Genomic DNA, 24958 nt, shown 5'->3' with positions numbered 1-24958 from the left:
CTGTGAGCGTAGCATACGTTGTGTGTATGTGAGCGAGCAGCAACGCCGTAATCAACGTTTTAGACCAGCAAAAATTACATCATGCCGCCCATTCCGCCCATACCACCCATTCCGCCCATATCTGGCGCAGAGTTTTGTGGAATTTCAGCAACCATAGCTTCTGTAGTGATCATCAGACCTGCGATAGACGCAGCGAATTGCAATGCACAACGGGTCACTTTAGTTGGGTCAAGGATACCCATTTCTAACATGTCACCGTAAGTGTCGTTACCGGCGTTGTAACCGAAGTTACCGCTACCGTTCTTCACTGTGTTAGCAACAACTGACGCTTCTTCACCCGCGTTAGTAGCGATTTGACGCAGTGGCGCTTCCATTGCACGCAGTGCGATAACCACACCGTGTTTTTGGTCTTCGTTTAATACTTCAACTTCAGCGATCTTAGAAGCTACGCGAACCAGAGCAACACCGCCGCCAGGAACCACGCCTTCTTCTACCGCAGCGCGAGTTGCATGCAGAGCATCTTCAACGCGGGCTTTTTTCTCTTTCATTTCAACTTCAGTCGCTGCGCCAACTTTGATTACTGCTACGCCGCCAGCTAGTTTAGCCATACGCTCTTGCAGTTTTTCTTTGTCGTAGTCAGAAGTTGATTCTTCAACTTGTTGTTTGATTTGGCTTACACGAGCAGCAATTTGTGTTTGCTCGCCGTTACCATCGATGATGGTAGTGTTGTCTTTAGTGATCACAACACGCTTAGCTGTACCTAAATCTTCCAGGGTTGCTTTTTCAAGCTCTAGGCCGATTTCTTCAGCAATAACAGTACCACCAGTCAGGATTGCTACGTCTTGCAGCATTGCCTTACGACGATCGCCAAAGCCTGGTGCTTTAACCGCAGCCACTTTCACGATACCGCGCATGTTGTTCACAACTAGCGTTGCTAATGCTTCGCCTTCAACGTCTTCAGCAACGATAAGCAATGGCTTACCGGTTTTTGCTAGACCTTCAAGGATAGGTAACAGCTCGCGAATGTTAGAGATTTTCTTGTCTACTAACAGTACGAATGGGTGGTCTAATTCAACGCTGCCGGTTTCTGGCTTGTTGATGAAGTATGGAGACAGGTAGCCACGATCAAACTGCATACCTTCTACTACGTCCAATTCGTTTTCTAACGCTTGGCCTTCTTCAACTGTGATCACGCCTTCTTTGCCAACTTTTTCCATCGCAGTTGCGATGATTTCGCCGATAGATTCGTCAGAGTTTGCAGAGATAGTCGCAACTTGTGCAATCGCTTTTGAATCTGCACAAGGTTGTGATAAGGCTTTTAATTCAGCAACTGCAGCGATAACGGCTTTGTCGATACCGCGCTTCAGATCCATTGGGTTCATACCGGCTGCAACGGCTTTTAAGCCTTCAACGACAATGGCTTGAGCCAGTACAGTTGCAGTAGTAGTACCATCACCGGCGGCGTCGTTGGCTTTAGAAGCAACTTCTTTCACCATTTGCGCGCCCATGTTTTCGAATTTATCTTCTAACTCGATTTCTTTGGCAACAGACACACCGTCTTTAGTGATCAGTGGTGAGCCGAAGCTCTTGTCTAATACCACGTTACGGCCTTTAGGGCCTAAGGTCACTTTTACTGCGTTTGCGAGAATGTTTACGCCAGCCAGCATTCTTACGCGAGCGTCATTACCAAATACAACTTCTTTAGCTGCCATCTTGATTATCCTTTAAATTTTTAATGATTAATTGGAATGTCGAATTGATGCTGAGGATTAACCCACTACTGCCATCAGGTCAGCTTCCGACAGGATCAAGACTTCTTGTCCGTCGATTTTTTCTTTCTTAACGCCGTAACCTTCATTGAAGATCACCACGTCACCCACTTTGACATCCAGTGGTTTAACTGTGCCATTTTCTAAGATACGGCCATTGCCCACAGCAAGGATTTCACCGCGAGTTGATTTTTCAGCGGCGCTACCGGTCAGTACTATGCCACCCGCTGATGTTGATTCAACTTCTAGACGCTTAACGATTACGCGGTCATGTAATGGACGAATATTCATCTATGAACTCTCCTAATGATTTGATGCCCTACAATCGAGCCTATTTGTGATTAAAAAAACAGACACCTGAGTCTGCTCTTTTGCTGTCTGAGATATGGGGCTGGTAGTGTCGAGATCCAAGGGCATTTACAAAAAAAACTTCAATTTTTTGATGTCGGTTTTTTCAAGTCCGCACAATCCTGCTAGAATCTCGCCTCCGCTCGCTAACAAGGCACTATTTTTCCATGAAAGACAGACACGGGCTGCTCACCGCGCCAATTGGTCGTGTACTGCTCAACATGAGCCTCCCCAACTTAATTGGCATTATGACCATTCTAGGTTTCAGCCTCGCTGACACTTTTTTTATCAGCCAATTGGGCACGGAAGCCTTAGCCGCCATCAGTTTTACCTTTCCGGTGACCTTAGTGATCTCGAGCATCGCCATTGGTATTGGTGCTGGAGTATCGACCAATTTAGGCCGACTTATCGGCTCGGGTAATGCCCACAAGGCCAAAGTATTCTTGCATGATGCCTTATTGCTGACCTTTGGTTTGATTGCCAGTTTAGCCGCCCTGGGTAGCATTTTTATTACGCCACTGTTTCGCTTACTCGGAGCAAACGATGACAGCTTGCCGCTAATCCACGACTATATGATTTACTGGTATGTCGGTGCGCCGCTGCTGGTGTTGTTGATGGTGGGCAATCAGGGTTTACGTTCCACTGGCGATACCCGCTCGCCTGCGATGATTATGGCGCTGGCGGCAATCATCAACCTCATTCTGGATCCATTACTTATCTTCGGTATCGGGCCGTTTCCGCGCTTAGAAATTCAAGGCGCCGCGATTGCAACCCTGTTCGCTTGGTTGGTGGCGTTATCTTTGTCGGGATATTTGCTGATTGTCAGGCGCAAGATGCTCGAATGGACAGTGTTTGACATCGACAGAATGCGCGCCAACTGGACCAAACTAGCCCATATCGCCCAACCCGCCGCCTTGATGAATTTAATCAATCCGTTAGCCAATGCCATTATCATGGCCATGTTGGCGCATATCGACCACAGCGCAGTGGCAGCCTTTGGTGCAGGAACTCGCTTAGAGTCAGTGTTATTAATCGTGGTGATGGCGTTATCGTCGAGCTTAATGCCCTTTATCGCGCAGAACTTAGGTGCAGGCCAGCCACAAAGGGCGAAAGAAGCTCTGCTGCTATCGATAAAATTTATCTTTATCTTCCAAACTATACTTTATATTCCACTGATCTTTTTGGCTGAGCCCATCGCGCACTTATTCAGTACCGATCCGCTGGTGATCGAGTGGTTGAGTTTTTACATCTTAGTGCTGCCCTGCGCCTATGGGCCTTTGGGCATAGTAATTATTGTGGCGACCTCGCTCAATGCTTACCACAGACCTATGAGTTCACTGGTGATCAACCTGTGCCGCTTAGTGCTACTTATGCTGCCGCTGGCGGCTTTAGGATCCTATATAGGTGACGTTAAAGGCCTGCTGCTGGCGCTACCTGTGACCAATATTTTGATGGGGATTGCCTGTTACTGGCTGGCGCAACGGATCTGTGAACCGACAAAGATCACAACCGCCAACGCCATTCGCGAGGGGTAAACTAGCTTGATTTTTTAACGGGAAAGCGCAACACGTCGTCTGAAAGCGCTCCCGTAGAGGCTTTGCAGGATCGACTTGGGCCTTGCTCGCTCATGTTGATCGGCACGCCATTTGGCACTAACTCTTGCATTATGTAGTCGATAAAGCGTCGGCAGGCTAAACTCACGTAACGTCTTGATGGATAAGCTAAGAAACACTCACCTTGGTGGGGCTGGATTTCAGGTAACAGAGTCACCAACTCACCGCTTTGTACATATTCATCCACGACTTCAGCAGGCGCATACACGATACCGCGTCCTTGCAATCCAAACTCAACCGCCACTTCAATACTGTTAGAGCAGAAATTGCCTCTGACTCTCACCTCTTGTTCTGAACCGATAAATAACTCATTAAAAATTTTGCCGTTGGATAAACGGAACATAGACACATTATGCGCTTCAATCTCTTTCGGTGTTTTAGGTGTGCCGTGTACCGCTAAATATTGAGGACTGGCGTAAAAACGTAAGTCAGTGGTAAAAATTGGCCGCACTACTAAATCTAAGGTATCCAACGCAGGCTCGACCACAAAGGCCACATCGAGATTATGTTTCACCATATCGACGGATTCTGAGCTGCTGATGACTTCTAAGGTGAGTTTAGGGTGCATATCCATAAAGCGGAAAATGGCTTGCATCAAGATTTTCATGCTGTGGATCGGGAACATTTGAATACGCAGATGCCCGCTGATCTCAGCATCATCATTGGTCATTTCGAATAGGGTTTCATCGAGCTGGGCCAGAATGTTTTGCGAGCGCTGGTAGAAATGACTGCCCGCAGACGTGAGCGTCATTGAGCGGCTCTGGCGGTGGAACAATTTAATATTCAGCTCATCTTCCAAGGCTTGCAAACGCCGACTGACAGTCGATTTTGGCAAGTTAAGCAAATCAGCCGCTTCGATCAAACTACCGGTTTCAGCAATTCGGTGGAATAACGCTAAGTCCTCTGTCTTCATTTTGACCTTAAGTTCAATCTCATTATGTGGGACTGATAATCCCAAAGTATCCCGTTTATTGCAACTACTTTAGCTGGTATCTTCGCGCCCAGAAATGCTGACAACTTGTTAACTAGGAAATCGCCACCATGAAATCATATCGACTCTTGCCACTGGCAATGCTGCTTCCAGCCCTGCTCAGTGGTTGTTCGCCTGCGGAAAGTTCAGTACAAGTGGACACTGTCCGTCCGGTTAAACTGTTTGAAGTGCTCAACGTAGAAGCTGGAGATTTTAGAACATTTCCTGCCCGCGTTTCCGCTAACAGCCGCGCCGAATTGTCGTTCCGTATTTCAGGGCAATTAACCGAACTGACATTAGTCGAAGGCCAAAGAGTCGCTCAAGGTAGCCTGCTCGCCCAGCTTGACGACAGGGATGCCAAAAATAACTTAATGACCCGAGAGGCCGAACACGAACTGTTAGCCGCCGACTTTAAACGTAAGGCCGAGCTACTCAATCGTAAGCTGATTTCACAGTCTGAGTTTGATAGCACGCAAGCGCAGCTCAAATCGGCCAAGGCGGCCCTTGCGGCAGCGCGCGATCAGCTGAGTTACACCCGTTTAACTGCGCCCTTTAGCGGCACTATTGCAAAACGTTTAGTGGATAACCACCAAATAGTGCAGGCCAATCAAGGGGTGTTAACACTGCAAAACAACAACTTGCTCGATGTGAGCATTCAAGTGCCCGAGGCGATGGCGGCGGGGTTGAAGCAATATACCGATCAAGCTCACTTTACCGCTAAGGTGAGTTTTAGCGCCTTCCCCGAGCAGAGCTTCGACGCCAAATTTAAAGAATACTCCACCCAAGTCACCCCAGGTACTCAAGCCTATGAAGTGGTGTTTTCATTGCCTCAACCCCAAGATATTCAATTACTTCCTGGGATGAGCGCCGAGTTAACCTTAGCCTTAGTTAAAGATCCAAGCACCCTTGCATCCAGTATTGTGCCCGTGACCGCTATCGATAAACGCGATCAAGATGGCCAAGTGCAAGTGTGGGTTTATCAAACCCTATCAGGTGAAGTCAAACCCACTATGGTGACCCTAGGGCGCGTGAGTAACCAAGGCGTTGAGATTTTAACGGGTATCAACAAAGGCGATCTTATCGTCAGCGCTGGGGTGTCTCAATTATCCGCTGGCATGAAAGTCAAACCACTACGCTGGCAGCGTGGGGTGTAATTGATGAACATTGCAGAATATTCGATACGTCACAAAGTCATCAGTTGGATGTTTGTGTTGCTGCTACTCGTGGGTGGCGGCGTGAGTTTTACTGGTTTGGGGCAATTAGAATTCCCCGAATTCACCATTAAAGAAGCCCTAGTGATCACGGCTTATCCCGGCGCATCACCTGAACAAGTTGAAGAAGAAGTCACGCTGCCGCTCGAAGATGCCCTGCAGCAGCTCGATGCCATTAAGCATGTGACCTCGATTAACAGTGCGGGCCTGTCACAAATCCAAATCGAGATTAAAGAAAGCTACGACAAAACCACCCTGCCACAGGTGTGGGATGAAGTGCGTCGTAAGGTCAACGACACGGCGGGCAACTTGCCTCCGGGCACCACTGCGCCGCAGGTGATGGACGACTTTGGCGATGTGTATGGCATTTTATTTAATCTCTCAGGCCCCGATTACAGCAACCGCGAGTTAAGCAATTACGCCGACTATCTGCGCCGCGAACTCGTACTCGTGCCCGGGGTTAAAAAGGTCTCGGTTGCAGGCAGCGTCACCGAGCAAGTGGTGATTGAAATCTCCCAACAAAAGCTGTCGGCACTGGGATTAGATCAAAGCTATATCTATGGTTTAGTGAACAATCAAAACGTGGTCTCCAACGCGGGCAGCTTAGTGATTGGCGATAACCGTATTCGCATTCATCCCACGGGCGAATTTAGCAATGTGCAGGATCTGGCGCGCTTGATTGTCAGCCCACTGGGTAGCACTGAGCTGATTTACCTTGGCGACATTGCCAATATCGAAAAGGATTACGACGAAACCCCGAATGTGCTTTACCACAATAAGGGCGAAGCGGCGTTATCACTGGGGATTTCTTTCTCTAGTGGCGTGAACGTGGTTGAAGTTGGACAAAAGGTCAGTGACCGTTTAGCCGAGCTTGAATCCCAACGCCCAATCGGCATGAATTTAGCGACGGTTTACAATCAGAGTCAGGCGGTCGATGAGACAGTTAACGGCTTCTTAATCAACTTATTAGAATCCATTGCTATCGTGATCGCCGTGCTCCTGCTGTTTATGGGGCTGCGCTCGGGTATGTTGATGGGCCTGATCTTACTGCTGACGATTCTGGGTACCTTTATCGTGATGAAAGTGCTGGGGATTGAGCTGCAACTCATCTCCCTCGGCGCACTCATTATCGCCCTCGGCATGTTGGTCGATAACGCGATTGTGGTCACCGAAGGTATTTTGATTGGCCTGCGCCGTGGTAAAACCCGTCTCGAAGCGGCGAAGCAAATTGTGGCTCAAACCCAGTGGCCGCTATTGGGCGCGACTGTCATTGCCATTATTGCCTTTGCGCCCATTGGCTTATCGCAAAATGCCGCAGGTGAATTCTGCCGTTCTTTATTCCAAGTGTTGATGATTTCGCTGTTTATCAGCTGGATCACCGCCATCACCTTAACGCCGTTCTTCTGCCATCTGTTATTTAAGGATGCGCCGAGCGACGAAGAAGCCCAAGACCCTTACAAGGGCTGGTTCTTCAGCTTATATCGCGCAAGTTTAACCCTAGCGCTGCGCTTTAGATTGGTGAGTATTCTGCTGGTTATAGCCATGCTGTTCAGCGCTGTAGTGGGCTTTGGTCATATCAAGAATGTGTTCTTCCCTGCCTCTAACACGCCGATTTTCTTTGTGGATATCTGGATGCCAGAGGGCACGGACATTAAGGCGACCGAACGCTTTACTGCCGATATTGAGCGCCAGTTACTGCAACAGAACGAGCAAAAAAACATTGGGTTGAAACACTTAACCAGTGTTATCGGCCAAGGCTCGCAGCGTTTCGTCCTGCCTTATCAGCCAGAAAAAGGCTATCCCGCCTTTGCCCAGTTGATAGTCGAAATGCAAGATCTCGCCGCCGTTAAAGCCTATATGCCAGAGTTAGAAACCTTGTTAAATCAACGTTTCCCACAGGCGCAATATCGCTTAAAAAACATGGAGAACGGCCCTTCGCCCGCCGCCAAAATTGAGGCACGCTTCTACGGCGACAATCCTGAAGTGCTGCGCGCTTTAGGCGCCCAAGCCGAGGCCATTTTCCACGCCGAACCGAGCATGGATGGCATACGTCACAACTGGCGTAATCAAGTGCCCTTGATCCGTCCACAGCTGGAAAATGCCCAAGCGCGGGAAACGGGAATCAGTAAGCAAGATCTCGACAATGCCCTATTGGTTAACTTTAGCGGTAAGCAAATTGGTTTATACCGAGAAACCAGCCACTTGTTACCCATCGTCGCCAGAGCGCCCGCCGAAGAGCGTTTGCAGGCCGACAGCCTATGGAAGTTGCAAATTTGGAGTAGCGAACACAACACCTTTGTGCCTGCCACCCAAGTGGTGAGTAGCTTTAACACTGAGTGGGAAAACCCGCTGGTGATGCGCCGAGATCGTATGCGTATGCTCGCTGTAATGGCCGATCCTAAGCTTGGCAGTGATGAAACCGCCGACTCTGTACTGCGTAAAGTAAAAGACAAGGTCGAAGCGATCGGCCTACCCGCAGGTTATCACTTGGAATGGGGCGGTGAATTTGAAACCGCAGGCGAAGCGCAAACCGCGGTATTCAGCTCGATTCCCATGGGTTATCTGGCGATGTTTTTAATCACAGTATTCCTGTTCAACTCAGTGCGTCAGCCCTTAGTGATCTGGTTTACTGTGCCCTTGGCCCTGATTGGGGTGTCTGCGGGACTCTTGTTATTCGACGCCCCTTTCAGCTTTATGGCGCTACTCGGCCTGCTGAGTTTGTCGGGTATGGTGATTAAAAACGGTATCGTCTTGGTCGATCAAATCAACCTCGAACTCAGTGAAGGCAAACCCGCTTATTTCGCCTTGGTCGACTCCTGTGTCAGCCGTGTTCGCCCCGTCATGATGGCGGCAATTACCACTATGCTCGGGATGATCCCGCTGATCTCAGACGCCTTTTTTGGTTCAATGGCGATTACGATTATCTTCGGTCTCGGTTTTGCTTCACTGCTAACACTCATAGTACTGCCTGTGATGTACAGCCTAGTATTCAATATTAACGCGACAGCGATAGGAGGTGAGTCACCTAACAAATAACACTCAACTTTTTAGCTCCGCAATTGATCCAAAAACGCTTCCCGGCGCGGCCGGTCAGTCACTCGTGGCTGGCTGGTCATTTCTAATACATGTCCCACCCCTAGCTATTGCGATCTGTTGCGCTTATCTGACTTGCCATTTACACTTAATGGCGAGCGACAGGCTCAAGGAAGTGATTATTAAATAAGGAAGTTATATGAAGCTTATCAAGCTAGCTGTGCTGCTCGGCCTCGTTTTTATGGCGTATCAAAAATGGTATGCAGTCAAACCCCTCGAATCCCATGTATTAACTTCTGTCCCCGTGAAAGTGCACATGTTACCTAATCCCAAGGCGCTACATAAAAACTCGGGACAGGTCAGCGTTGAAACCATCACCACTCAAAAACAAGCTCAAGAACCGCTGGTATTGAGCGTTATCGCCTACAGCTCCCAGTTTGAAACTATAGATGAGGAAGACATTACTGAGCTTTCCTTCGATGACACCAACACGCTAGCGAAAAAGTTTAAAGAGATGCAGGGAACAGATGAGCTGAAATTGACGCGCGGTTATATCGAACACGGCGGGCAGCGGGGTTATGAGATCAGTATGGATATGGGTAAAGATCTTGGCACTTTAGTGCAGCATGCCTATGCCTACAATAATCACCTGCTGATTTTAACCGCCAGCTATGATGACAATGACCAAAACCGTCGCACCGCAGAAGCCTTTCTCAACTCAGTGGAATTTTTATAACGAGTGGATGAAATACACCAGCGGCGCAGCTCAGAGGATTCTGAAGGCCGCTGGTATTGAAGCGAGGTTTGGGTAGAAGCTCAAACGAATAAACGCGTAAATCAAATTAGCTAGACCATAACAGACTAAGGCTTAGGATCTCTATCCTGCGCGTTATCTTGTTCTTTATTCTGATCTTTATCAGGCAGCTGATGGCTCGCCGGCTTGACATCACTCGGATCGACTTTATGTTCGAAGTCGCCCTCAAACACATTACCGTCTTTCTTCACGCTATCATCAAACGGCGCTTGGCCAAATGGGTCCTGCGGCTTAGGCCCAAAGGGACTTTGGCCCGCTTGAAAGCCACCGTGCATTCCGCCCTGTAACCCCGCCACAACCCGCAACTGCATACGCTTGAACAGCAAGGCAGCAATGGGACGACGGGTGAATGGCGTCAGCAATAATAGGCCAATGGCATCGGTCACAAAACCGGGGATCACCAGTAAAATACCCGCCATGGCTAACATCATGCCTTCGACGATTTCTTGCCCCGGCGCTTCACCGCGAGCGAGTTTTTGCTGTACTTGCATTAAAGTGCTTAAACCTTGGCTGCGAACCAAGGAGACCCCGAGCACGGCGGTAAACAGCACTAAACCTATGGTAGTCCAAGTGCCAAGCACTTCACCCACACGGATCAGCACCGACAGCTCTATTACTGGGATCAGCACAAAGAGTAAAAATATAATGAAAAACATACCGACCTCAGGTTTATCTGACTATCTGTGTAAACTAAATGGGGACTATCCGGTCTTAATTCAAGTCAGGCTAAGCATTGCGACAGACTAAAGGGCTAATAACCTCTGATTGAGCAACGGATTTAACAACTGATATTTAGCTCACCCTTTTGTTAACGCGCTAATGTATGAGACCATTAAAACACGTAAAGTAGCCTAACTCAGTTGGCTTAAGCGAACTTTAAGATTCTTAAGAGACGATACCTAATACCATGCAGCATCAGTATTTAATGGTTAGCACTACCTGCCCCGATGAAGTACAAGCCAATACCTTGGCTCGGGCTTTAGTTGAGTCGCGTATTGCCGCTTGTGTTCATATCTCCGCCCCGATACGTTCAATTTATGCTTGGGAAGGGAAAATCTGCGAAGAACAAGAATTTAGCTTACAGATTAAATGTTTACAAAGTCGATATTCAGAGTTAGAACAACTTGTGCTTAGACTCCACCCTTATCAAGTACCCGAAATTATTGCCGTGCCTGTGACTCACGGGCTACCAGCCTACTTAGATTGGATAAAAGACAACACTCAGCCATGAAAAAACTACTCAGCCTTATTTTCACGTCTTTATTGCTCCTCACGCCCTTAGCACACAGTGAAGGGGTTTTCGGTAACAAATTCGACTTCATGAAGAGTGAACCGGAATTGATGCCTGTCGATCAAGCATTTGCCTTCGATTTCAAGCAAGAAGGTAATCAGGTCAAACTCAATTGGGTGATTGCCGACGGTTACTACATGTACCGCGACAAGCTTAAATTTACTGTCAATGGCGCCGAGCTAGGCACAGTGGCGCTGCCCAAGGGCAAGCCCCATGAAGATGAGTATTTTGGCGAGCAAGAAGTCTATTACACCTATGTGGATATTCCCGTTGCGTTAAAACAGGCAGATGAAAATGCCACGCTTACCGTCACTTTTATGGGCTGTGCCGAAGGCAAGTTGTGTTATCCACCGACCAAACGTGACGTCGTGCTAAAAGCGATTGCCGCCAACGATGGCTTGATCGCAGGTGCCGAAGCGAGCGAATCGACCGCCGCAGCAAAGCCTGCCAGCACTGAGTCAGCCAGCAATGAGCCGAGCACGGCCGACAAAGCCAATACCCAACCTATTACTCAGCAAGATACCCTGAGCCAAATGCTGTCAAACGACAGCCTGATTTGGACCTTAGTGATCTTCTTTGGTCTAGGTGTCGGTCTGGCATTAACGCCTTGCGTGTTCCCTATGTACCCGATTTTGTCTGGCATTATTGTCGGCCAAGGGCAAAAACTCTCAACCGCGAAAGCCTTTACCTTGTCTATGGCCTACGTGCAAGGCATGGCAATCACTTACTCTATCTTAGGGTTAGTGGTCGCATCGGCAGGACTGAAATACCAAGCGGCGTTGCAACATCCCGCCGTGTTAGTGGTTCTGGCGATTCTGTTCTTTGTGCTCAGCTTATCTATGTTTGGCCTGTACGATTTAAAACTGCCATCGAGCTGGCAGGAGAAGATGAACTCAGTATCGAACAACCAAAAAGGCGGCAACTTAGTTGGCGTATTCTTGATGGGCGTGATTTCAGGTCTGGTCGCATCACCTTGCACTACTGCGCCGCTATCGGGTGCGCTCGTTTATGTGGCGCAAACCGGCGACTTACTCCAAGGCTTCTTAGCCCTGTATGTGCTGAGTATGGGCATGGGTTTACCTCTGCTGATTATCGGCACCTCAGGCGGTAAATTATTACCTAGAGCAGGCGCTTGGATGGACATCATCAAGACCGTCTTCGGCTTCCTGTTGATCGCTGTGTCTATCGTAATGCTCGGTCGTATTTGGACGGGCGTGGTATCCGATGTGCTTTGGTCACTGTGGGGCGTGAGCTTCACCGGCTACTTGATGCATCAGAACAAACTCAGCCCCTTCAACTGGAAACAAACTGTCCGTTCAGTGCTATTAACGCTGACGCTACTGGCGAGTTTCTCCTACGGATTCCAAGCTGTGATGGGCCACTTTGGTTTTAATCACAATCCCGTAGGCACTGCGGCGACGACCGAAGAAGCCCATGGCTTTAAACGGATTAAATCCATTGAAGATCTTGAGCAAGAAATCGCCGCCGCTGCCGCCCAAGGTAAGCCTGTGATGCTGGATCTCTACGCCGATTGGTGTGTTGCCTGTAAAGAGTTCGAAGCCATCACCTTTAAGGATGCTGACGTGTTAGCCCGCATGAATAAAATCGTGCTGCTGCAAGCCGATGTGACTAAGAGTGACAAGGTTGATGTGGCCTTACTCGAAAAATACAATGTGCTCGGTTTACCTACGTTGTTGATGTTTAACGAACAAGGTGAGCAAAGGGAAGATTTACGTGTGACTGGTTTTATGGGCCCTAAAGATTTTGCCGCCCATTTAGATCATCTGGTGAAATAGTCACGATTTAGACTTAGACCACTAAAGCGATTTAACTCGCGCCGGTTTTAACCGGCAAGTGTATTTGCCGCAACACCAATAGAAAGCGGACTTTTTTCATTAAAAGTCCGCTTTTTTGTTCCAGTGTCATAGATTTCTTATACAATCACTCATAATTTTGGACTTTTTAGATTGGAGCATCATGGAACCCGGTATCCTCATTATCACACTCATCTGCGGCATGCTCGTCAGCCGTATAGGACTGCCACCGCTCATCGGCTACTTAGTGGCGGGCTTTGTACTATTCGTCCTCGGGATAGATAAAGAAAGCCTGCCATTGCTGCAAGAACTCGCAAGCCTAGGCGTGACTTTGCTGCTGTTTGCGATTGGTTTAAAACTCGATATTCGCAGCCTGTTCAAGGCCGAAGTGTGGGCGGGTTCGAGTGTCCACTTAGTACTCTCAATCGTGGTTTTTGTGCCGATTCTGAAACTCTTCGGCTTACTGGGTTTAAGCCAACTCACGAGTCTTAACCTTGAGCAACTGACGTTAATCGCCTTCGCGTTAAGCTTCTCCAGTACAGTATTTGCGGTCAAAGTGTTAGAAGATAAGGGCGACGTCCAATCCCTCTACGGCCGGGTCGCCATTGGTATCTTGATTATGCAGGATATCTTCGCCGTACTGTTTTTAACAATTTCTAAGGGCGATGTACCTTCAGTATGGGCCTTCGCACTACTCTTACTGCCACTGGCTAAGCCTCTCATTTATAAAGCCTTCGACCGTGTCGGCCACGGTGAACTGTTAGTCCTTTTCGGCCTAGTGATGGCACTCGTGGTTGGCGCTTGGTTATTTGAATCTGTTGGCCTGAAACCCGATCTCGGCGCACTGATCATAGGTATCTTGTTGGCGGGCCACAAAAAGTCCTCAGAGCTGGCAAAATCCCTGTTCTATTTTAAAGAACTCTTCCTCGTCGCCTTCTTCTTAACGATTGGTCTCAACGGTTTACCTACGGTATCGGATATCGTTCTCGCAGCACTGTTAGTGCTGCTAGTACCACTTAAAATCCTGCTGTTTGTTTACATTCTTACCCGCTTTAAGCTGCGTTCACGTACCTCTATGTTGGGCTCGTTCAACCTAGGTAACTTCAGTGAATTCGGTTTGATTGTCGCCGCCGTCGCCACCTATAAAGGCTGGTTACCTCCCGAGTGGCTAGTGATCATCGCCGTGGCATTAAGCTTTAGCTTTTTACTCGCCGCGCCGCTTAACGCTACCGTCGGTAACATCTATCAACGATTCCAGCAGCGTTTAATCAAGCTTGAAAAACGCCCATTGCACCCAGAAGACAGACCGATAGCCATCGGCAATCCACGCTTCTTAATCTTAGGTATGGGCCGCATTGGTAGCGGCGCCTACGATGAACTCAGGGAACAATTTGACGGCGAAATTCTCGGCATTGAGCACAAGCAAGACTTAGTCGATTTACACAAAGCCAAGGGCCGCAACGTAGTGCAAGGTGACGCCGCGGATACCGACTTTTGGGAGAAACTCGATAGAGCCCCTAACCTTGAGTTAGTGCTGCTGGCCATGCCGCACCACGCGGGAAATATGTTTGCAGTTGAGCAACTTAAAAAACTGAATTATCAAGGCAAGATCAGTGCGATTGTTCAGTACAGTGACGATGCCGCGGCACTTCGAGAGTCGGGCGTACACAGTGTTTACAACCTGTACGAAGCCGCCGGTGCCGGTTTTGTGGATCATGTGATTTATGAGCTGTTGCAAGACTCGGAGAAAAACGCCGCGCAAGCGGAAGAAACAGCGCAAGTGGCTGATCCTAAAATTAATGCAGAGTCCAATAGTTAAGTGCCTACTAATGCTGCATTGAATTAAAATCACGCCATAATAGGCCGCACAAACGAGCAGTAACCTCCTCTGCAAGTTTGTGCGGCATCCAACTAACTACTGACTAATCTTTACAAATCAATCGACTAGATAACGCACTGAATACGTTATTTTGACTTCCTATCACAGTATCGATTTTCTCATTACCGCCTATCGCCATTTCAGCAAAAAATCTCAGTTACATCACCGACTCAGTCGTGATATAAATCGATGACGGTAACGAAATTAGCTCAGCTTTTTTGGAATTTTTTACAGCATGTCAAACCCTGCGCAGCGCGCCACAAAGTTATTTGTCCAAACCTTTGGCACTAAAGCCGACGATTTATATCAAGCCCCTGGGCGCGTCAATCTGATCGGTGAATACACGGATTACAACGACGGTTTTGTACTCCCGGCAGCCATTAATTTTCATACAGTGATTGCGGTAAAACGCCGTGACGACACTAAGTTTCGTGCCGTTGCCGATGCCTTTCCCGGACAAATTAAAGAGTGGACCTTCGGTCAAGAAAACGACATGGACCCGCAAGATGGCTGGGTGAATTACCTCAAAGGTTTTACTGCGGCTATGGCGCAAACAGGTTTATTAGCCAAGGGCTTAGACTTAGCCATTGTGGGCGATGTACCACTTGCAGCAGGTTTATCCTCATCGGGCGCCCTCGTTGTCGCCTTCGGCACTGCCATCAGTGATACCAGCCAATTGCATTTATCACCAATGGCGGTAGCGCAACTGGCCCAACGTGGTGAGCACAGATATGTCGAATCGGCCTGTGGCATCATGGATCAAATGTGCAGCGCCATGGGTGAGCAAGACCACGCACTGCTGATTGACTGCTTAGATCTGGACAGCGAAGCCATTCCCATCCCAGAAAACCTAAGCCTTATCATCATAGATGCCCATATTGAGAAACAACGTTTAGCCGCCACCAATCAACAACGTCGCAACGAATGCGCCCAAGCGGCAGAATACTTTGGCTTAGATGCGCTGCGTCACCTCGATTTACGTCGATTAGAAAGCGCAAAAGCCGATTTAGATGAAGTGTTATATCGCAGAGCAAAACACGTCGTCACAGAAAACCAAAGAACCCAGAGTGCAGCCCGCGCGTTAGAGCAAAATAACATTCAAAAATTCAGCCGCTTAATGGCGGAATCCCATGCTTCACTGCGGGATGATTTTGAAGTCACACTGCCCGAATTTGATACCTTAGTTGAGATTGTCAGCCAAGTGATTGGCGAGCGTGGTGGCATCCGCATGACCGACGGCTGCGTGGTGGCCTTAGTTGATCATGAACTGACCGATGCTGTCGTAGCCGCCGTTGAACATGAGTTTTTCGACAAAACCGCAATCGATGCCACTGTCTATTTATGTTCCGCCAGCGCTGGCGCGGGCCGCATAGACAATTAGCCAGAACAGGCTTAAAACAAAGAAAACCAATACAGTGACAAGGCCGTCGATAACATACGAATTCATCGCTGAACTTTATGGTGTTGATGGCAAATAATAGGGTTAACATACTCATTTAACACAATAAGCAGTGAGCATATTCAACACAGAGGGAAGCTAAATGGTACGTTTCAGTGTTTTGGATCCTTGGACCGATCCCCGCGGCGGCGAAATCGAACGGGTGAGGATCGACAATGGCATACTCGCATTAGAAGTCATCAGCTTAGGCGGAATTATCCGTGCTCTGTGGACCCCAGATAAACACGGCGAACGTGCCAATATCGTCCTTGGTTGCGACAGCGCCGAAGACTACCTGACGCAATCGGCTCACTTAGGCGCCATTGCTGGCCGTTTTGCGAATCGTATCGCTAACGGCAAAATGCACTATCAAGGCCAAGATTATCAACTTGATGTCAACCAAGCGACTAACTGTTTACACGGCGGCCGTGAAGGATTTAACCGTAAAAACTGGCACTTAGGCCAACTGCCCGATGGTGTGCGCTTGACCTTAATGAGTCCAGACGGCGACATGGGTTTCCCCGGTAATTGCACGGTTCAACTAGATTACCGCCTCGCAGGCAATAATCTCTATGTGGAGATCTTAGCTTCGGTGGATAAAGCCTGTCCCGTGAGCTTAACCCAGCACAGTTATTTCAACCTCGATGGTTCAGAGACCAATCACGAGCATTTGATGCAAATCGATGCCAAGCGTTATCTCACCATGAATGATGTCAGTGTTCCCACTGGGATTGCCGAGACTGCAGGATCGATTTTCGACTTGAGTCAGCCGATACGCTTAGGCGACAAACTGCATGCCGCAGAATTAGCGAGCACGCGCGGTTATGATCACTGTTATATGATGAATGACCCCGACGGTTCACTCGCCCGCTTTGGCTGTTTAAGCAGTCCAGTAAGTGGCCGCGCTATGACGGTTTATACCAATCAACCGAGCGTGCAGCTCTACTGCGCTAACTTTTTAGATGGCACTGTGGGTCGCAATCAACAGGTATTAAATCAACATCATGGCGTGTGTTTAGAACCGCAGATGCTGCCAGACTCACCGAATCAAGGCGAGCGCTTTGGTGATGATGTTTGGTTAGTGCCAGGCAAGGTTTATCACCACATCAGCCGATATCAGTTCGATGCCGATGCGTAACATTAGCTATAAATTAGCGGTATATTAACGGGTAAATCGAGTCGCGATAAAATAGCGATGAATTGAGGTTAAAACTCGGTTTCGCGGAAGGAAATAAAGCGATAAGGAATAAAATAAGCACTATTTTATTCCTTACACTCACAGTGTTAGCCCTTAAGCCGACACTGTGTTAATCATCAAAATCATCGACCCAATCATCGTCAAAATCGACGCCTACGGCATCGGATTCCACTTCTGGTTCAACTTCAGGCTTCGCCTTACGAACAGGCGCAGTTTCCTTCACGTTGTTTAGGTCAATACGAGCTTGATGCTTACTCATGAATTGAGCTCTAGCCGCCTTCCATGCACCACTAAACTTAGCCTCAGCAGCTTTTAACGCAGCCTCATCTAAGTCGTATAGGTTCACTTTGACGATATCTTCCACATACTCAATGATCGCATCGCGATCGGAATTGTATAGGTAGATACGTCCTGGGGAGGCATCGGGCAGCTGGTTGTCATGGACGACAATCGCGTTGCCTTTCGATGTTCTCAGCTCACCATACCAAACCTGTTTCTTTGCTGTGTTATACATATATGCTAATACCCTTAAATCAACACATACACTATGAGTTTTTTAGCCTGAATAAGCGAAGCATCGCTTGCTTTGATCCACGAATAGCGCCTGAAAGTCTCTGACGTTTTCAACTGGGTATTTTTACAGAATATTTCCGATAATCAATGCCTCATACCATGAAATTTTCACTAATTACGTATTAATTTCTGCCAAAGTACCCAAAAAGTTTAATCATTAACGACTTTAGTCTAAAAAATCGACGCGGCAAGTTTTATTCCCAATAAAAAGCAATCATATCGACCATGTTCGATGGGCTTAAACTTTGCGATTCGAAGTTGCCGTTCGAGGTTACTGCAAGGTTAAGCATCAGGTTTAACCATGACGATTTAACGACAGTCGCGCAAACGGCTATTTACCACTGCGTTACTCAGCCACACTTTTGTCAGAAAGATCGCAGACTGGCATCGAATGGCAGCGACCTAAACCAGCTCGCTGCCAAGCCAAGGTGCCTAATCTAAATAACAGTCAATACCACCTTGCCCCTGTGCTCACCCGACTCCATCAGCGCATGGGCTTTCGCGGCTTCGCCTAATGGAAAGGTCGCAAAAATATTCGGCACAATTTTATGGGCATTTAACAGTGGCCAGACTTTCTCAAATAATTCGGCGGCAATCGCGGCTTTTGCCTCCACGCTTTGCGGTCTTAAGGTCGACCCTGTCCACATAATGCGTTTTGCCATCAAGCGGAAAATCTCGACTTCAGCCTTAGGCCCGCGCTGCATCGCCACCGACACCATACGACCGTCCATCGCCAAGGCTTGTAAATCGAGGTTAATAAAATCGCCACCCGCGATATCAAAGACCACGTTTACCCCCTTATCTTGGGTGAGCGCCATGACGGGCTCAACAAAGTTGTGGGTGCGATAGTTGATGACTTCAGCCGCCCCAAGGCTCAAGCAATAATCGCGCTTCTCATCTTGCCCCGTCGTCGCTATCACTGTTGAACCTAAAGCGCTGGCGAGTTGAATGGCCGTACTACCAATACCGCCCGAGCCGCCATGGATCAGTACCGTCTCGCCCGCTTTCAGTCCCGCACGCATAAACAGGTTGCCCCATACGGTGAAGAAGGTTTCTGGCAGCGCGGCGGCCTGCACATAACTAAAGCCCGTTGGAATAGGTAAACAGTGGGCAGCATAGGTGAGCACGTACTCACCATAGCCACCGCCCGGTACTAAGGCGCAAACCTTGTCGCCGATTTGCCATTGGCTCACGCCGTCACCGAGGGCACAAATATCACCCGCGACTTCAAGACCAATAATCGGTGATGCACCCGGTGGTGGTGGATAAGCACCCACCCTTTGTTTGACATCGGGGCCATTTACTCCTGCTGCATGCACGCGGATCAACACTTGGCCAGACGCTGGCACAGGCAAAGGCGAGCGCGATAGCTGCATCACCTCGGGGGCACCGGGTTGCTCAACATAGATATGGGTGTATTCGCTTGGTAAAGCTGACATAAAAGCTCCTTTGGAATGGCATCGACCTCATCACAGATGGCTTAGCATCTCAGGGGTCGAGTGCTAACTGCAGAAAAGTGCATCTAACCTTAATGCGGCTAAGCTAGCGCGAATTCAAGCCAAATAGCCACTCTTATTCAATCAGGCATTTCATAAGGTGTGGAGTCCCACAGACTCAGCTTCCGGGGCAAACCCATTTAGCAAAAGCTGAACCTAAGCTGAACCTAAGCTGAACAAAAAAGATGTATCGAGTAAATATTGAGGTAAATACTAGATATATTAAAAACTTACAGCCATCATTTGGACGCATTATTTGCTAGCTGCGATGTTTGTCGCGCTATTGTTATCACGCAAATAATCCAATGAGGTTTGATGCAAGCTTAGGTTCCACGCATCAAATAACGCCCAAGGAAGATCTGCTTTGCAGACTAGATAACTACGGATACACAATGAAAAACACACTGCTCTTCGCAGCTATTAGCTTAGCTTTTGCGACTCCCGTTCTCGCCCATGACACTCATACGAGTCACCCATTAGGCAGCAACACACCCAGTAATCCACAAGCGCAACCGGCACCACGACCACCCTCGGCGCCCATTAGCCAAATAGAATCCCATAGACCGCTACTGCGGGAGACGCCATTGATGGCATCCCCGAATGAGCCAACTATGACAGAACAGACAATGACAGAACCGCCTAAGATGCATTCACGCAAGAAGCGAGAAGTATCTGAGCAACCGCCACTTAAGTTACAGAGTCGCAGCGCCGCACTGCAGAGCAATGACTGCAGTGACTTTGTCGGTAAATCGGGCCAAGCCCTAGTGGATCAATTGAGCCAATCGACACCCGAGTGCGTCGGTAAGCTCTATAGCCTCAAAGGCAGTGCTGCGACCGCGCTGTTTAGCGAGGCCAATGTGATCAGTGTAGCTAACGCCATTGCCACTAAAGCCAAGGACTACACTGGGGTCGATGTTCAGCATCTTGAATCGCATATTTACTTTGTCCGCGCCGCCCTCTATGTGCAGTTTTACAGCCCAAATGATGTGCCCGCTTACAGCAACGCCGCTAAGGCCAGCTTAAAATCGGCCCTCAACGCTTTATTTGCGAACGCTGCGATTTGGACTGTCTCCGATGACAATGCTGGCGTGTTGAAAGAAGCCTTAATCCTGATTGACTCTGCCGAGCTTGGCGCCGATTTTAATCATGTCACCATAAAAGTGCTAACGGACTACGACGCTAACTGGCAAGCCAGTTTCGCCATGAACGCCGCAGCAAACTCAGTGTTTACCACCTTATTCCGCGCCCAGTGGAATGATGACATGCAGGCGCTGTTCGCACGTGACCAAGGCATTTTAGATGCGCTAAATAACTTCCAGCTCGAACACCGCGACTTGTTAGGCACCAATGCAGAGTATCTGTTAGTCAACTCAGTCAAAGAGTTATCTAGACTGTATTACATTGATTCCATGCGCCCGCGAGTGACTCTGCTGGTTAAAAACATCCTCAGCAGCACCAGTAAAACCGAACCGAGCAAAGTGCTTTGGTACGCGGCGGCAGAAATGGCCGACTATTACGATCGCAGCCATTGTAACGATTACAATATCTGTGGTTTTAAGGCGCAGTTAGAGGCCGATGCCTTACCTTTCAACTGGAAATGCTCCGACAGTCTCAAGATCCGCGCCCAAGATCTCTATCAAGATCAAGCCAAGTGGGCCTGTGATGTGCTGACCAGCCAAGAGAGCTATTTCCACAGTAAACTCGAAACGGGCATGCAACCTGTAGGGCAAGATAACAACGATGACTTAGAGCTAGTGATCTTTGGCAGTTCGTCTGAGTATAAATCCTTAGCCAACAGTATCTTTGGCATCAATACCGACAACGGCGGCATGTACCTTGAAGGCTCGCCCGCCGGACTCAAAAATCAGGCGCGTTTTATCGCCTATGAAGCCGAATGGCGCACGCCGGATTTCCATGTCTGGAACCTGCAACACGAATATGTGCACTACCTAGACGGGCGCTATAACCTGTTTGGTGACTTTAGTCGCGGCACTTCGGCCAATACTATTTGGTGGATTGAAGGCCTAGCGGAATACATTTCTTACCGTGACGCCAATACCGCGGCGATTGCCATGGGCGAAACCGGTGAATTTATGTTGTCGACCATATTCAAAAACAACTATGAATCGGGCCAAGACCGTATCTACCGTTGGGGTTATCTGGCGGTGCGCTTTATGTTTGAGCATCACAGGGACGATGTAAGACAGATTCTCGCTTACCTACGTAACGACCAATATGCTGAATATCAAACCTTTATGGATGGTATTGGCACACGTTACGACAACGAGTGGCAAGGTTGGCTCGCCAGCGGCTTGAGCACGGCTGACAATGGCATTGTCGATAAAGGCCCAAGTGATGTCGATGCTGAGCCCAGTGGCCGTGAAGGTAATTGGAGTGGTCCTGCGGGCACTATCAGCAAGGATTACTCGCCTTGCCAAGTGACGAACGAAGCCTACCGTTACACTGAATCGGCCAGCCTGAAAATCGATGTGCCGATGGAATGTATTGATTCTAAACTCGGCCGCGCCAGTTTCAGTTTCACTAATACCGATCGCTCGGCCCAAGATCTTTGGATCAAGATTGGCGGAGGTTGGGGTGATGCCGACATTTATTTCAATTCTAAAGGTTGGGCAAGCCCAGAACAAAACCAAGGCGCGGGGATCGGCAACGGTAACTATCAAGTCATTAAAGTGCAGTTAAACCCTGACGAATATTGGCATTACATTACCTTGTCGGGAGATTTTGGCGGCGTTGATATGCAAGTCAGCACCACTGAGCTGTTCGCTGATGTTGATCCCGATCTGGGAGATGGCGGCGTGGATCCTGAGCCACCAGCAAATTGCGGTGCAGTAACCTTAGATTACGGCCAGCTCACACTGGGTAAAAACGAGTGTATCAGTGGTGGACGCAACAGCTTCTACTTCTGGGTTGAGGAAGATAATACCCAGTTCACCGTCACCACTAAGGGTGGCTCTGGGGATGCCAATCTCTACTTCAATGCCAGTCAGTGGGCCGACGCCGATAATGCCGATGCCAAGAGCACTCAAGTGGGTAATCAAGAGTCGCTTAGCTTCAGTGCCAATCGCGGCTGGCGTTATATCACAGTGGACACTGCCACTGAGTTTAGCGGCGTCACACTCACCCTCAATACAGGCGCGAGCAATACACCTACGCCAGCTCTAATCGCTAATGCCTGCACGACGCAATCGCCCTTGAGTCATGGTGAGCTGAGTTCAGGCAAAGCCATCTGCACCGCCGATGGCCGCAGCGATTACTATCTTTGGGTGCCAGAAGGTACGAGTCAGTTAAGTATCAACTCGGCCCACGGCAGTGGTGATGTGAGCCTGTTTTCGGGGACGACTTGGGCCAATGCTCAACACTTCGATGCAGCGTCTGTCACGCCTACTAATACTCAAGAAAGTATCACAGTCAATGCGCCAAACGTGGGGTGGTATTACATCACAGTACAGAGTGAACCCCAGAGTTCAGGAGTCGCACTGCAGGTTGATTTACGCTAGTTGGCTGTCGTTGTTTAAGCCAGATCGTTTAAATCAGCTTTTGAACTCTAGCCACTTAACACTAGAGGCTTAAATTAAGTGTATGAATAAATAGAAAAATCCCTGCCATGGCAGGGATTTTTATTGGCTAAATGCTAACGAATACTCTTTTATATAAGCATGAGGTTATAAGCGCAGCTGTTCGAGCACTTGCACTCTGTCCTTGGCCCTTGCTTCATAGTCATTTGAAAATCGCTCAGCCATTTCAATGCTCTGCTGATAAAGCGTTAACGCTGTTTTCGCATCGACCGCGCCGCCCTCGCCTTTATCTAATAAGGTTGCGAGTTGAAAGTATGCATTGCCTAAAATATCCGCCTGCAAACCTTGCTTGGCACCCAGCGTCGTCACTCTTGCTAACCAGTAGCGCGCGTTAACTGCATCTCGATGGGCTTCCGATAACAAGATATTGGCAAGTTCGGCTGCGGCGTAGAGATCCCGCTCGGCGGCAATCTGCCAAAATTCCTCACCCACAGCAAAATTATCCGCCAAATAGTAGTAATCGCTGGCCGCCGCATGGGCCAGTTCAGGCTTAGCTTTCACGCTCAAACGATAATTTTCCAGCGCGGCATTAGCATCAAAATACGGCGAATAAGGTAACAGTTGATAGAAAGCCATAAGGCTGCTTGCCTCTGGCAATCCTTGGTCAACTAATTGATTTAACTGCTGCCACGCTTGCGTTTCTCTGACCTTATCCTCACCCGTATTAACGAGGCCACGTTCGATGGCAGATAAAGGCAAATGGATTAACTCAAGCTTTGCCTCTTTATCACCAAAGCTCGCGGCGCGCCCGAGCCAATAGGTTTTTTCATCAATTCGCCCCGCGTAACCGGCTTGATCTAGCATCCAGTGCAAGGCTTCAATATCGCCCGCCTCTGCGGCTTCACGGTAATACTCTTGTGCCTTAGCCTCGTCCTTAGGTAAGGCGTGGCCCAACTCATAGATACGCGCCAATAAGCGCTTATCTTCGGCCTTGGCACTTTGAGCTAAGGTCTTGATTTGTGATTCAGGTTTGCCATAGGCATACAGTTTTACTTCACTGTTGGCATAAGCATATTGAGTGCCGTCGGGATACTTCACTTCAACCGTATCGGGCTGATACCAAACATCGACCTCGTAATGTTCGGCAATCTGTGGATTAAAGTTCACCCGCATTACCGCCTCATCGCCACGCCGAACCGCTTGAGTATACGGGCTGGCCCACAGGCTAGAAGTACGCTGCAGGCTACTCTTCAGCCGTGCCTCGAAGGGCTTGTCTTCCTCTGGATAATGAATAAAAACCGGATAGTAAACTGGGGCTAACGATAACGGCGTGGTCGCAAGCAGAGAATTATCTGCCTCGCTGCCCGCATGAATAGGATCGATATTAAGCTCATGACTTAAATAAAAATCATCGTGGGATGACACTTGAGTCGGCATCGCCGTTTGGCTGGCAAGCTGAGCCGCATCTACCGAGGTGCCCTGCAACTTGGCGAGGTAATCCCGTTGCAGCGTTTTAGCTCTCTGCCACAACGGATGGTTCGGCAATATCGTCACATCGAGCATTAAATCCTCGAGATGCCACTGGCAATCACCGCCACCATTTAAGGCTAAGGGCAGCGAAAACTCACTCGCTTCACTGCCGCTACTGATGACTTGTCTTAGCACTGAGGTTTCTTCGAGTGTGGCGCGATAGGGATTGGCAAGATCGCCACTGGGAAAACGGATTTCCTTGCGGGTACAAATCGATGAGGCGTAATAACCGACGAGTTCTAATTGCGTATTGGCGGGCAACACACCGACAAACTCGAAACGCTGGCTGTCCGCCGGCGCCGTCACTTGATCGACTGGCAACTCACTGCGAAACAAGGACTCCCAAAAAGAGGCCATGACCGGTGAGGCAAACATCAGCCCAGCCGAACAAGCCAAATACAGGGGTGCCCTGTGAAAGCACTGTAACAAACTCATAATGCCAGCT

At 48.8% G+C, this 24958-nt stretch carries 17 protein-coding genes; 10 read left to right on the top strand and 7 right to left on the bottom strand.

What is annotated here, in order from left to right:
* Positions 1-74: 74 nt before the first annotated feature.
* Positions 75-1712: a chaperonin GroEL gene (groL, locus tag OX890_RS05285; RefSeq protein WP_012196636.1), complete on the bottom strand. Its 1638-nt coding sequence runs from the start codon at positions 1710-1712 to the stop codon at positions 75-77.
* Positions 1713-1769: 57 nt separating this feature from the next.
* On the bottom strand, positions 1770-2060 hold the full coding sequence (locus tag OX890_RS05280) for a co-chaperone GroES (RefSeq protein ID WP_006086113.1): 291 nt from the start codon (positions 2058-2060) through the stop codon (positions 1770-1772).
* Positions 2061-2284: 224 nt separating this feature from the next.
* Between OX890_RS05280 and OX890_RS05275 the strand changes: the two genes are divergently transcribed.
* A complete protein-coding gene (locus OX890_RS05275; RefSeq protein ID WP_268650204.1) occupies positions 2285-3652 on the top strand; it encodes an MATE family efflux transporter in 1368 nt (455 codons plus the stop codon).
* A gap of 1 nt (position 3653) precedes the next feature.
* On the opposite strand, the gene OX890_RS05270 is transcribed toward OX890_RS05275, so the two are convergent.
* Positions 3654-4643, bottom strand: coding sequence for a LysR family transcriptional regulator (locus tag OX890_RS05270; protein ID WP_268650595.1), 990 nt, complete (start codon positions 4641-4643; stop codon positions 3654-3656).
* A 128-nt stretch (positions 4644-4771) separates the two neighbouring features.
* Between OX890_RS05270 and OX890_RS05265 the strand changes: the two genes are divergently transcribed.
* The 3 genes from OX890_RS05265 to OX890_RS05255 all read left to right on the top strand — a co-directional run bounded on the left by OX890_RS05265 (position 4772) and on the right by OX890_RS05255 (position 9680).
* A complete protein-coding gene (locus OX890_RS05265; RefSeq protein WP_268650203.1) occupies positions 4772-5854 on the top strand; it encodes an efflux RND transporter periplasmic adaptor subunit in 1083 nt (360 codons plus the stop codon).
* Positions 5855-5857: 3 nt separating this feature from the next.
* Positions 5858-8947 carry an efflux RND transporter permease subunit gene (locus OX890_RS05260; RefSeq protein WP_268650202.1) on the top strand — a complete coding sequence of 1030 codons (3090 nt, stop codon included), beginning with the start codon at positions 5858-5860 and terminating at the stop codon, positions 8945-8947.
* A gap of 196 nt (positions 8948-9143) precedes the next feature.
* Entirely contained in the window at positions 9144-9680 is a 537-nt protein-coding gene (locus OX890_RS05255; protein ID WP_126491138.1) for a hypothetical protein, read from the top strand.
* 125 nt (positions 9681-9805) lie between these two features.
* On the opposite strand, the gene OX890_RS05250 is transcribed toward OX890_RS05255, so the two are convergent.
* Positions 9806-10414 carry an FxsA family protein gene (locus tag OX890_RS05250; RefSeq protein WP_012088203.1) on the bottom strand — a complete coding sequence of 203 codons (609 nt, stop codon included), beginning with the start codon at positions 10412-10414 and terminating at the stop codon, positions 9806-9808.
* Between the two features lie 251 nt (positions 10415-10665).
* Here OX890_RS05250 and cutA point away from each other — a divergent pair, with 251 nt between their 5' ends.
* From cutA to OX890_RS05225, 5 genes are all read left to right on the top strand, one after another.
* On the top strand, positions 10666-10989 hold the full coding sequence (gene cutA / locus OX890_RS05245; protein ID WP_012088202.1) for a divalent-cation tolerance protein CutA: 324 nt from the start codon (positions 10666-10668) through the stop codon (positions 10987-10989).
* Positions 10986-12845 (top strand): protein-disulfide reductase DsbD, encoded by a 1860-nt coding sequence (locus OX890_RS05240; protein WP_126491137.1) that lies wholly within the window; start codon positions 10986-10988, stop codon positions 12843-12845. The genes cutA and OX890_RS05240 overlap by 4 nt, the downstream gene beginning before the upstream one ends.
* A gap of 181 nt (positions 12846-13026) precedes the next feature.
* Complete coding sequence (locus OX890_RS05235) at positions 13027-14682, top strand: cation:proton antiporter family protein (protein ID WP_063883603.1); 1656 nt, start codon at positions 13027-13029, stop codon at positions 14680-14682.
* Between the two features lie 295 nt (positions 14683-14977).
* Positions 14978-16123: a galactokinase gene (gene galK / locus OX890_RS05230; RefSeq protein ID WP_006086123.1), complete on the top strand. Its 1146-nt coding sequence runs from the start codon at positions 14978-14980 to the stop codon at positions 16121-16123.
* A gap of 160 nt (positions 16124-16283) precedes the next feature.
* Positions 16284-17318: an aldose epimerase family protein gene (locus OX890_RS05225; protein WP_006083131.1), complete on the top strand. Its 1035-nt coding sequence runs from the start codon at positions 16284-16286 to the stop codon at positions 17316-17318.
* Positions 17319-17487: 169 nt separating this feature from the next.
* Here OX890_RS05225 and OX890_RS05220 read toward each other — a convergent pair whose 3' ends face one another.
* Positions 17488-17892: a hypothetical protein gene (locus OX890_RS05220; protein ID WP_006083132.1), complete on the bottom strand. Its 405-nt coding sequence runs from the start codon at positions 17890-17892 to the stop codon at positions 17488-17490.
* A 496-nt stretch (positions 17893-18388) separates the two neighbouring features.
* Positions 18389-19390, bottom strand: a complete 1002-nt coding sequence (locus OX890_RS05215; RefSeq protein ID WP_126491136.1) for an NAD(P)H-quinone oxidoreductase — start codon at positions 19388-19390, stop codon at positions 18389-18391.
* 449 nt (positions 19391-19839) lie between these two features.
* Here OX890_RS05215 and OX890_RS05210 point away from each other — a divergent pair, with 449 nt between their 5' ends.
* Positions 19840-22965 carry a M9 family metallopeptidase gene (locus OX890_RS05210; protein ID WP_268650201.1) on the top strand — a complete coding sequence of 1042 codons (3126 nt, stop codon included), beginning with the start codon at positions 19840-19842 and terminating at the stop codon, positions 22963-22965.
* Between the two features lie 165 nt (positions 22966-23130).
* Here the strand turns inward: OX890_RS05210 and OX890_RS05205 are convergent, their stop codons facing one another.
* A complete protein-coding gene (locus tag OX890_RS05205) occupies positions 23131-24948 on the bottom strand; it encodes a sel1 repeat family protein (protein ID WP_268650200.1) in 1818 nt (605 codons plus the stop codon).
* Positions 24949-24958 lie beyond the last annotated feature (10 nt).

This window comes from Shewanella sp. DAU305 (assembly GCF_026802235.1).
GTDB lineage: Bacteria > Pseudomonadota > Gammaproteobacteria > Enterobacterales > Shewanellaceae > Shewanella > Shewanella baltica.
Note: the sequence above shows the minus strand (reverse complement) of the source record. Positions and strands in the feature narration are given on the sequence as shown.

What these genes read in the sequence shown, in the direction of transcription:
- groL (WP_012196636.1), bottom strand. Translation starts at nt 1,712, where the DNA reads ATGGCAGCTAAAGAAGTTGTATTTGGTAATGACGCTCGCGTAAGAATG.
- OX890_RS05280 (WP_006086113.1), bottom strand. Translation starts at nt 2,060, where the DNA reads ATGAATATTCGTCCATTACATGACCGCGTAATCGTTAAGCGTCTAGAA.
- OX890_RS05275 (WP_268650204.1), top strand. Translation starts at nt 2,285, where the DNA reads ATGAAAGACAGACACGGGCTGCTCACCGCGCCAATTGGTCGTGTACTG.
- OX890_RS05270 (WP_268650595.1), bottom strand. Translation starts at nt 4,643, where the DNA reads ATGAAGACAGAGGACTTAGCGTTATTCCACCGAATTGCTGAAACCGGT.
- OX890_RS05265 (WP_268650203.1), top strand. Translation starts at nt 4,772, where the DNA reads ATGAAATCATATCGACTCTTGCCACTGGCAATGCTGCTTCCAGCCCTG.
- OX890_RS05260 (WP_268650202.1), top strand. Translation starts at nt 5,858, where the DNA reads ATGAACATTGCAGAATATTCGATACGTCACAAAGTCATCAGTTGGATG.
- OX890_RS05255 (WP_126491138.1), top strand. Translation starts at nt 9,144, where the DNA reads ATGAAGCTTATCAAGCTAGCTGTGCTGCTCGGCCTCGTTTTTATGGCG.
- OX890_RS05250 (WP_012088203.1), bottom strand. Translation starts at nt 10,414, where the DNA reads ATGTTTTTCATTATATTTTTACTCTTTGTGCTGATCCCAGTAATAGAG.
- cutA (WP_012088202.1), top strand. Translation starts at nt 10,666, where the DNA reads ATGCAGCATCAGTATTTAATGGTTAGCACTACCTGCCCCGATGAAGTA.
- OX890_RS05240 (WP_126491137.1), top strand. Translation starts at nt 10,986, where the DNA reads ATGAAAAAACTACTCAGCCTTATTTTCACGTCTTTATTGCTCCTCACG.
- OX890_RS05235 (WP_063883603.1), top strand. Translation starts at nt 13,027, where the DNA reads ATGGAACCCGGTATCCTCATTATCACACTCATCTGCGGCATGCTCGTC.
- galK (WP_006086123.1), top strand. Translation starts at nt 14,978, where the DNA reads ATGTCAAACCCTGCGCAGCGCGCCACAAAGTTATTTGTCCAAACCTTT.
- OX890_RS05225 (WP_006083131.1), top strand. Translation starts at nt 16,284, where the DNA reads ATGGTACGTTTCAGTGTTTTGGATCCTTGGACCGATCCCCGCGGCGGC.
- OX890_RS05220 (WP_006083132.1), bottom strand. Translation starts at nt 17,892, where the DNA reads ATGTATAACACAGCAAAGAAACAGGTTTGGTATGGTGAGCTGAGAACA.
- OX890_RS05215 (WP_126491136.1), bottom strand. Translation starts at nt 19,390, where the DNA reads ATGTCAGCTTTACCAAGCGAATACACCCATATCTATGTTGAGCAACCC.
- OX890_RS05210 (WP_268650201.1), top strand. Translation starts at nt 19,840, where the DNA reads ATGAAAAACACACTGCTCTTCGCAGCTATTAGCTTAGCTTTTGCGACT.
- OX890_RS05205 (WP_268650200.1), bottom strand. Translation starts at nt 24,948, where the DNA reads ATGAGTTTGTTACAGTGCTTTCACAGGGCACCCCTGTATTTGGCTTGT.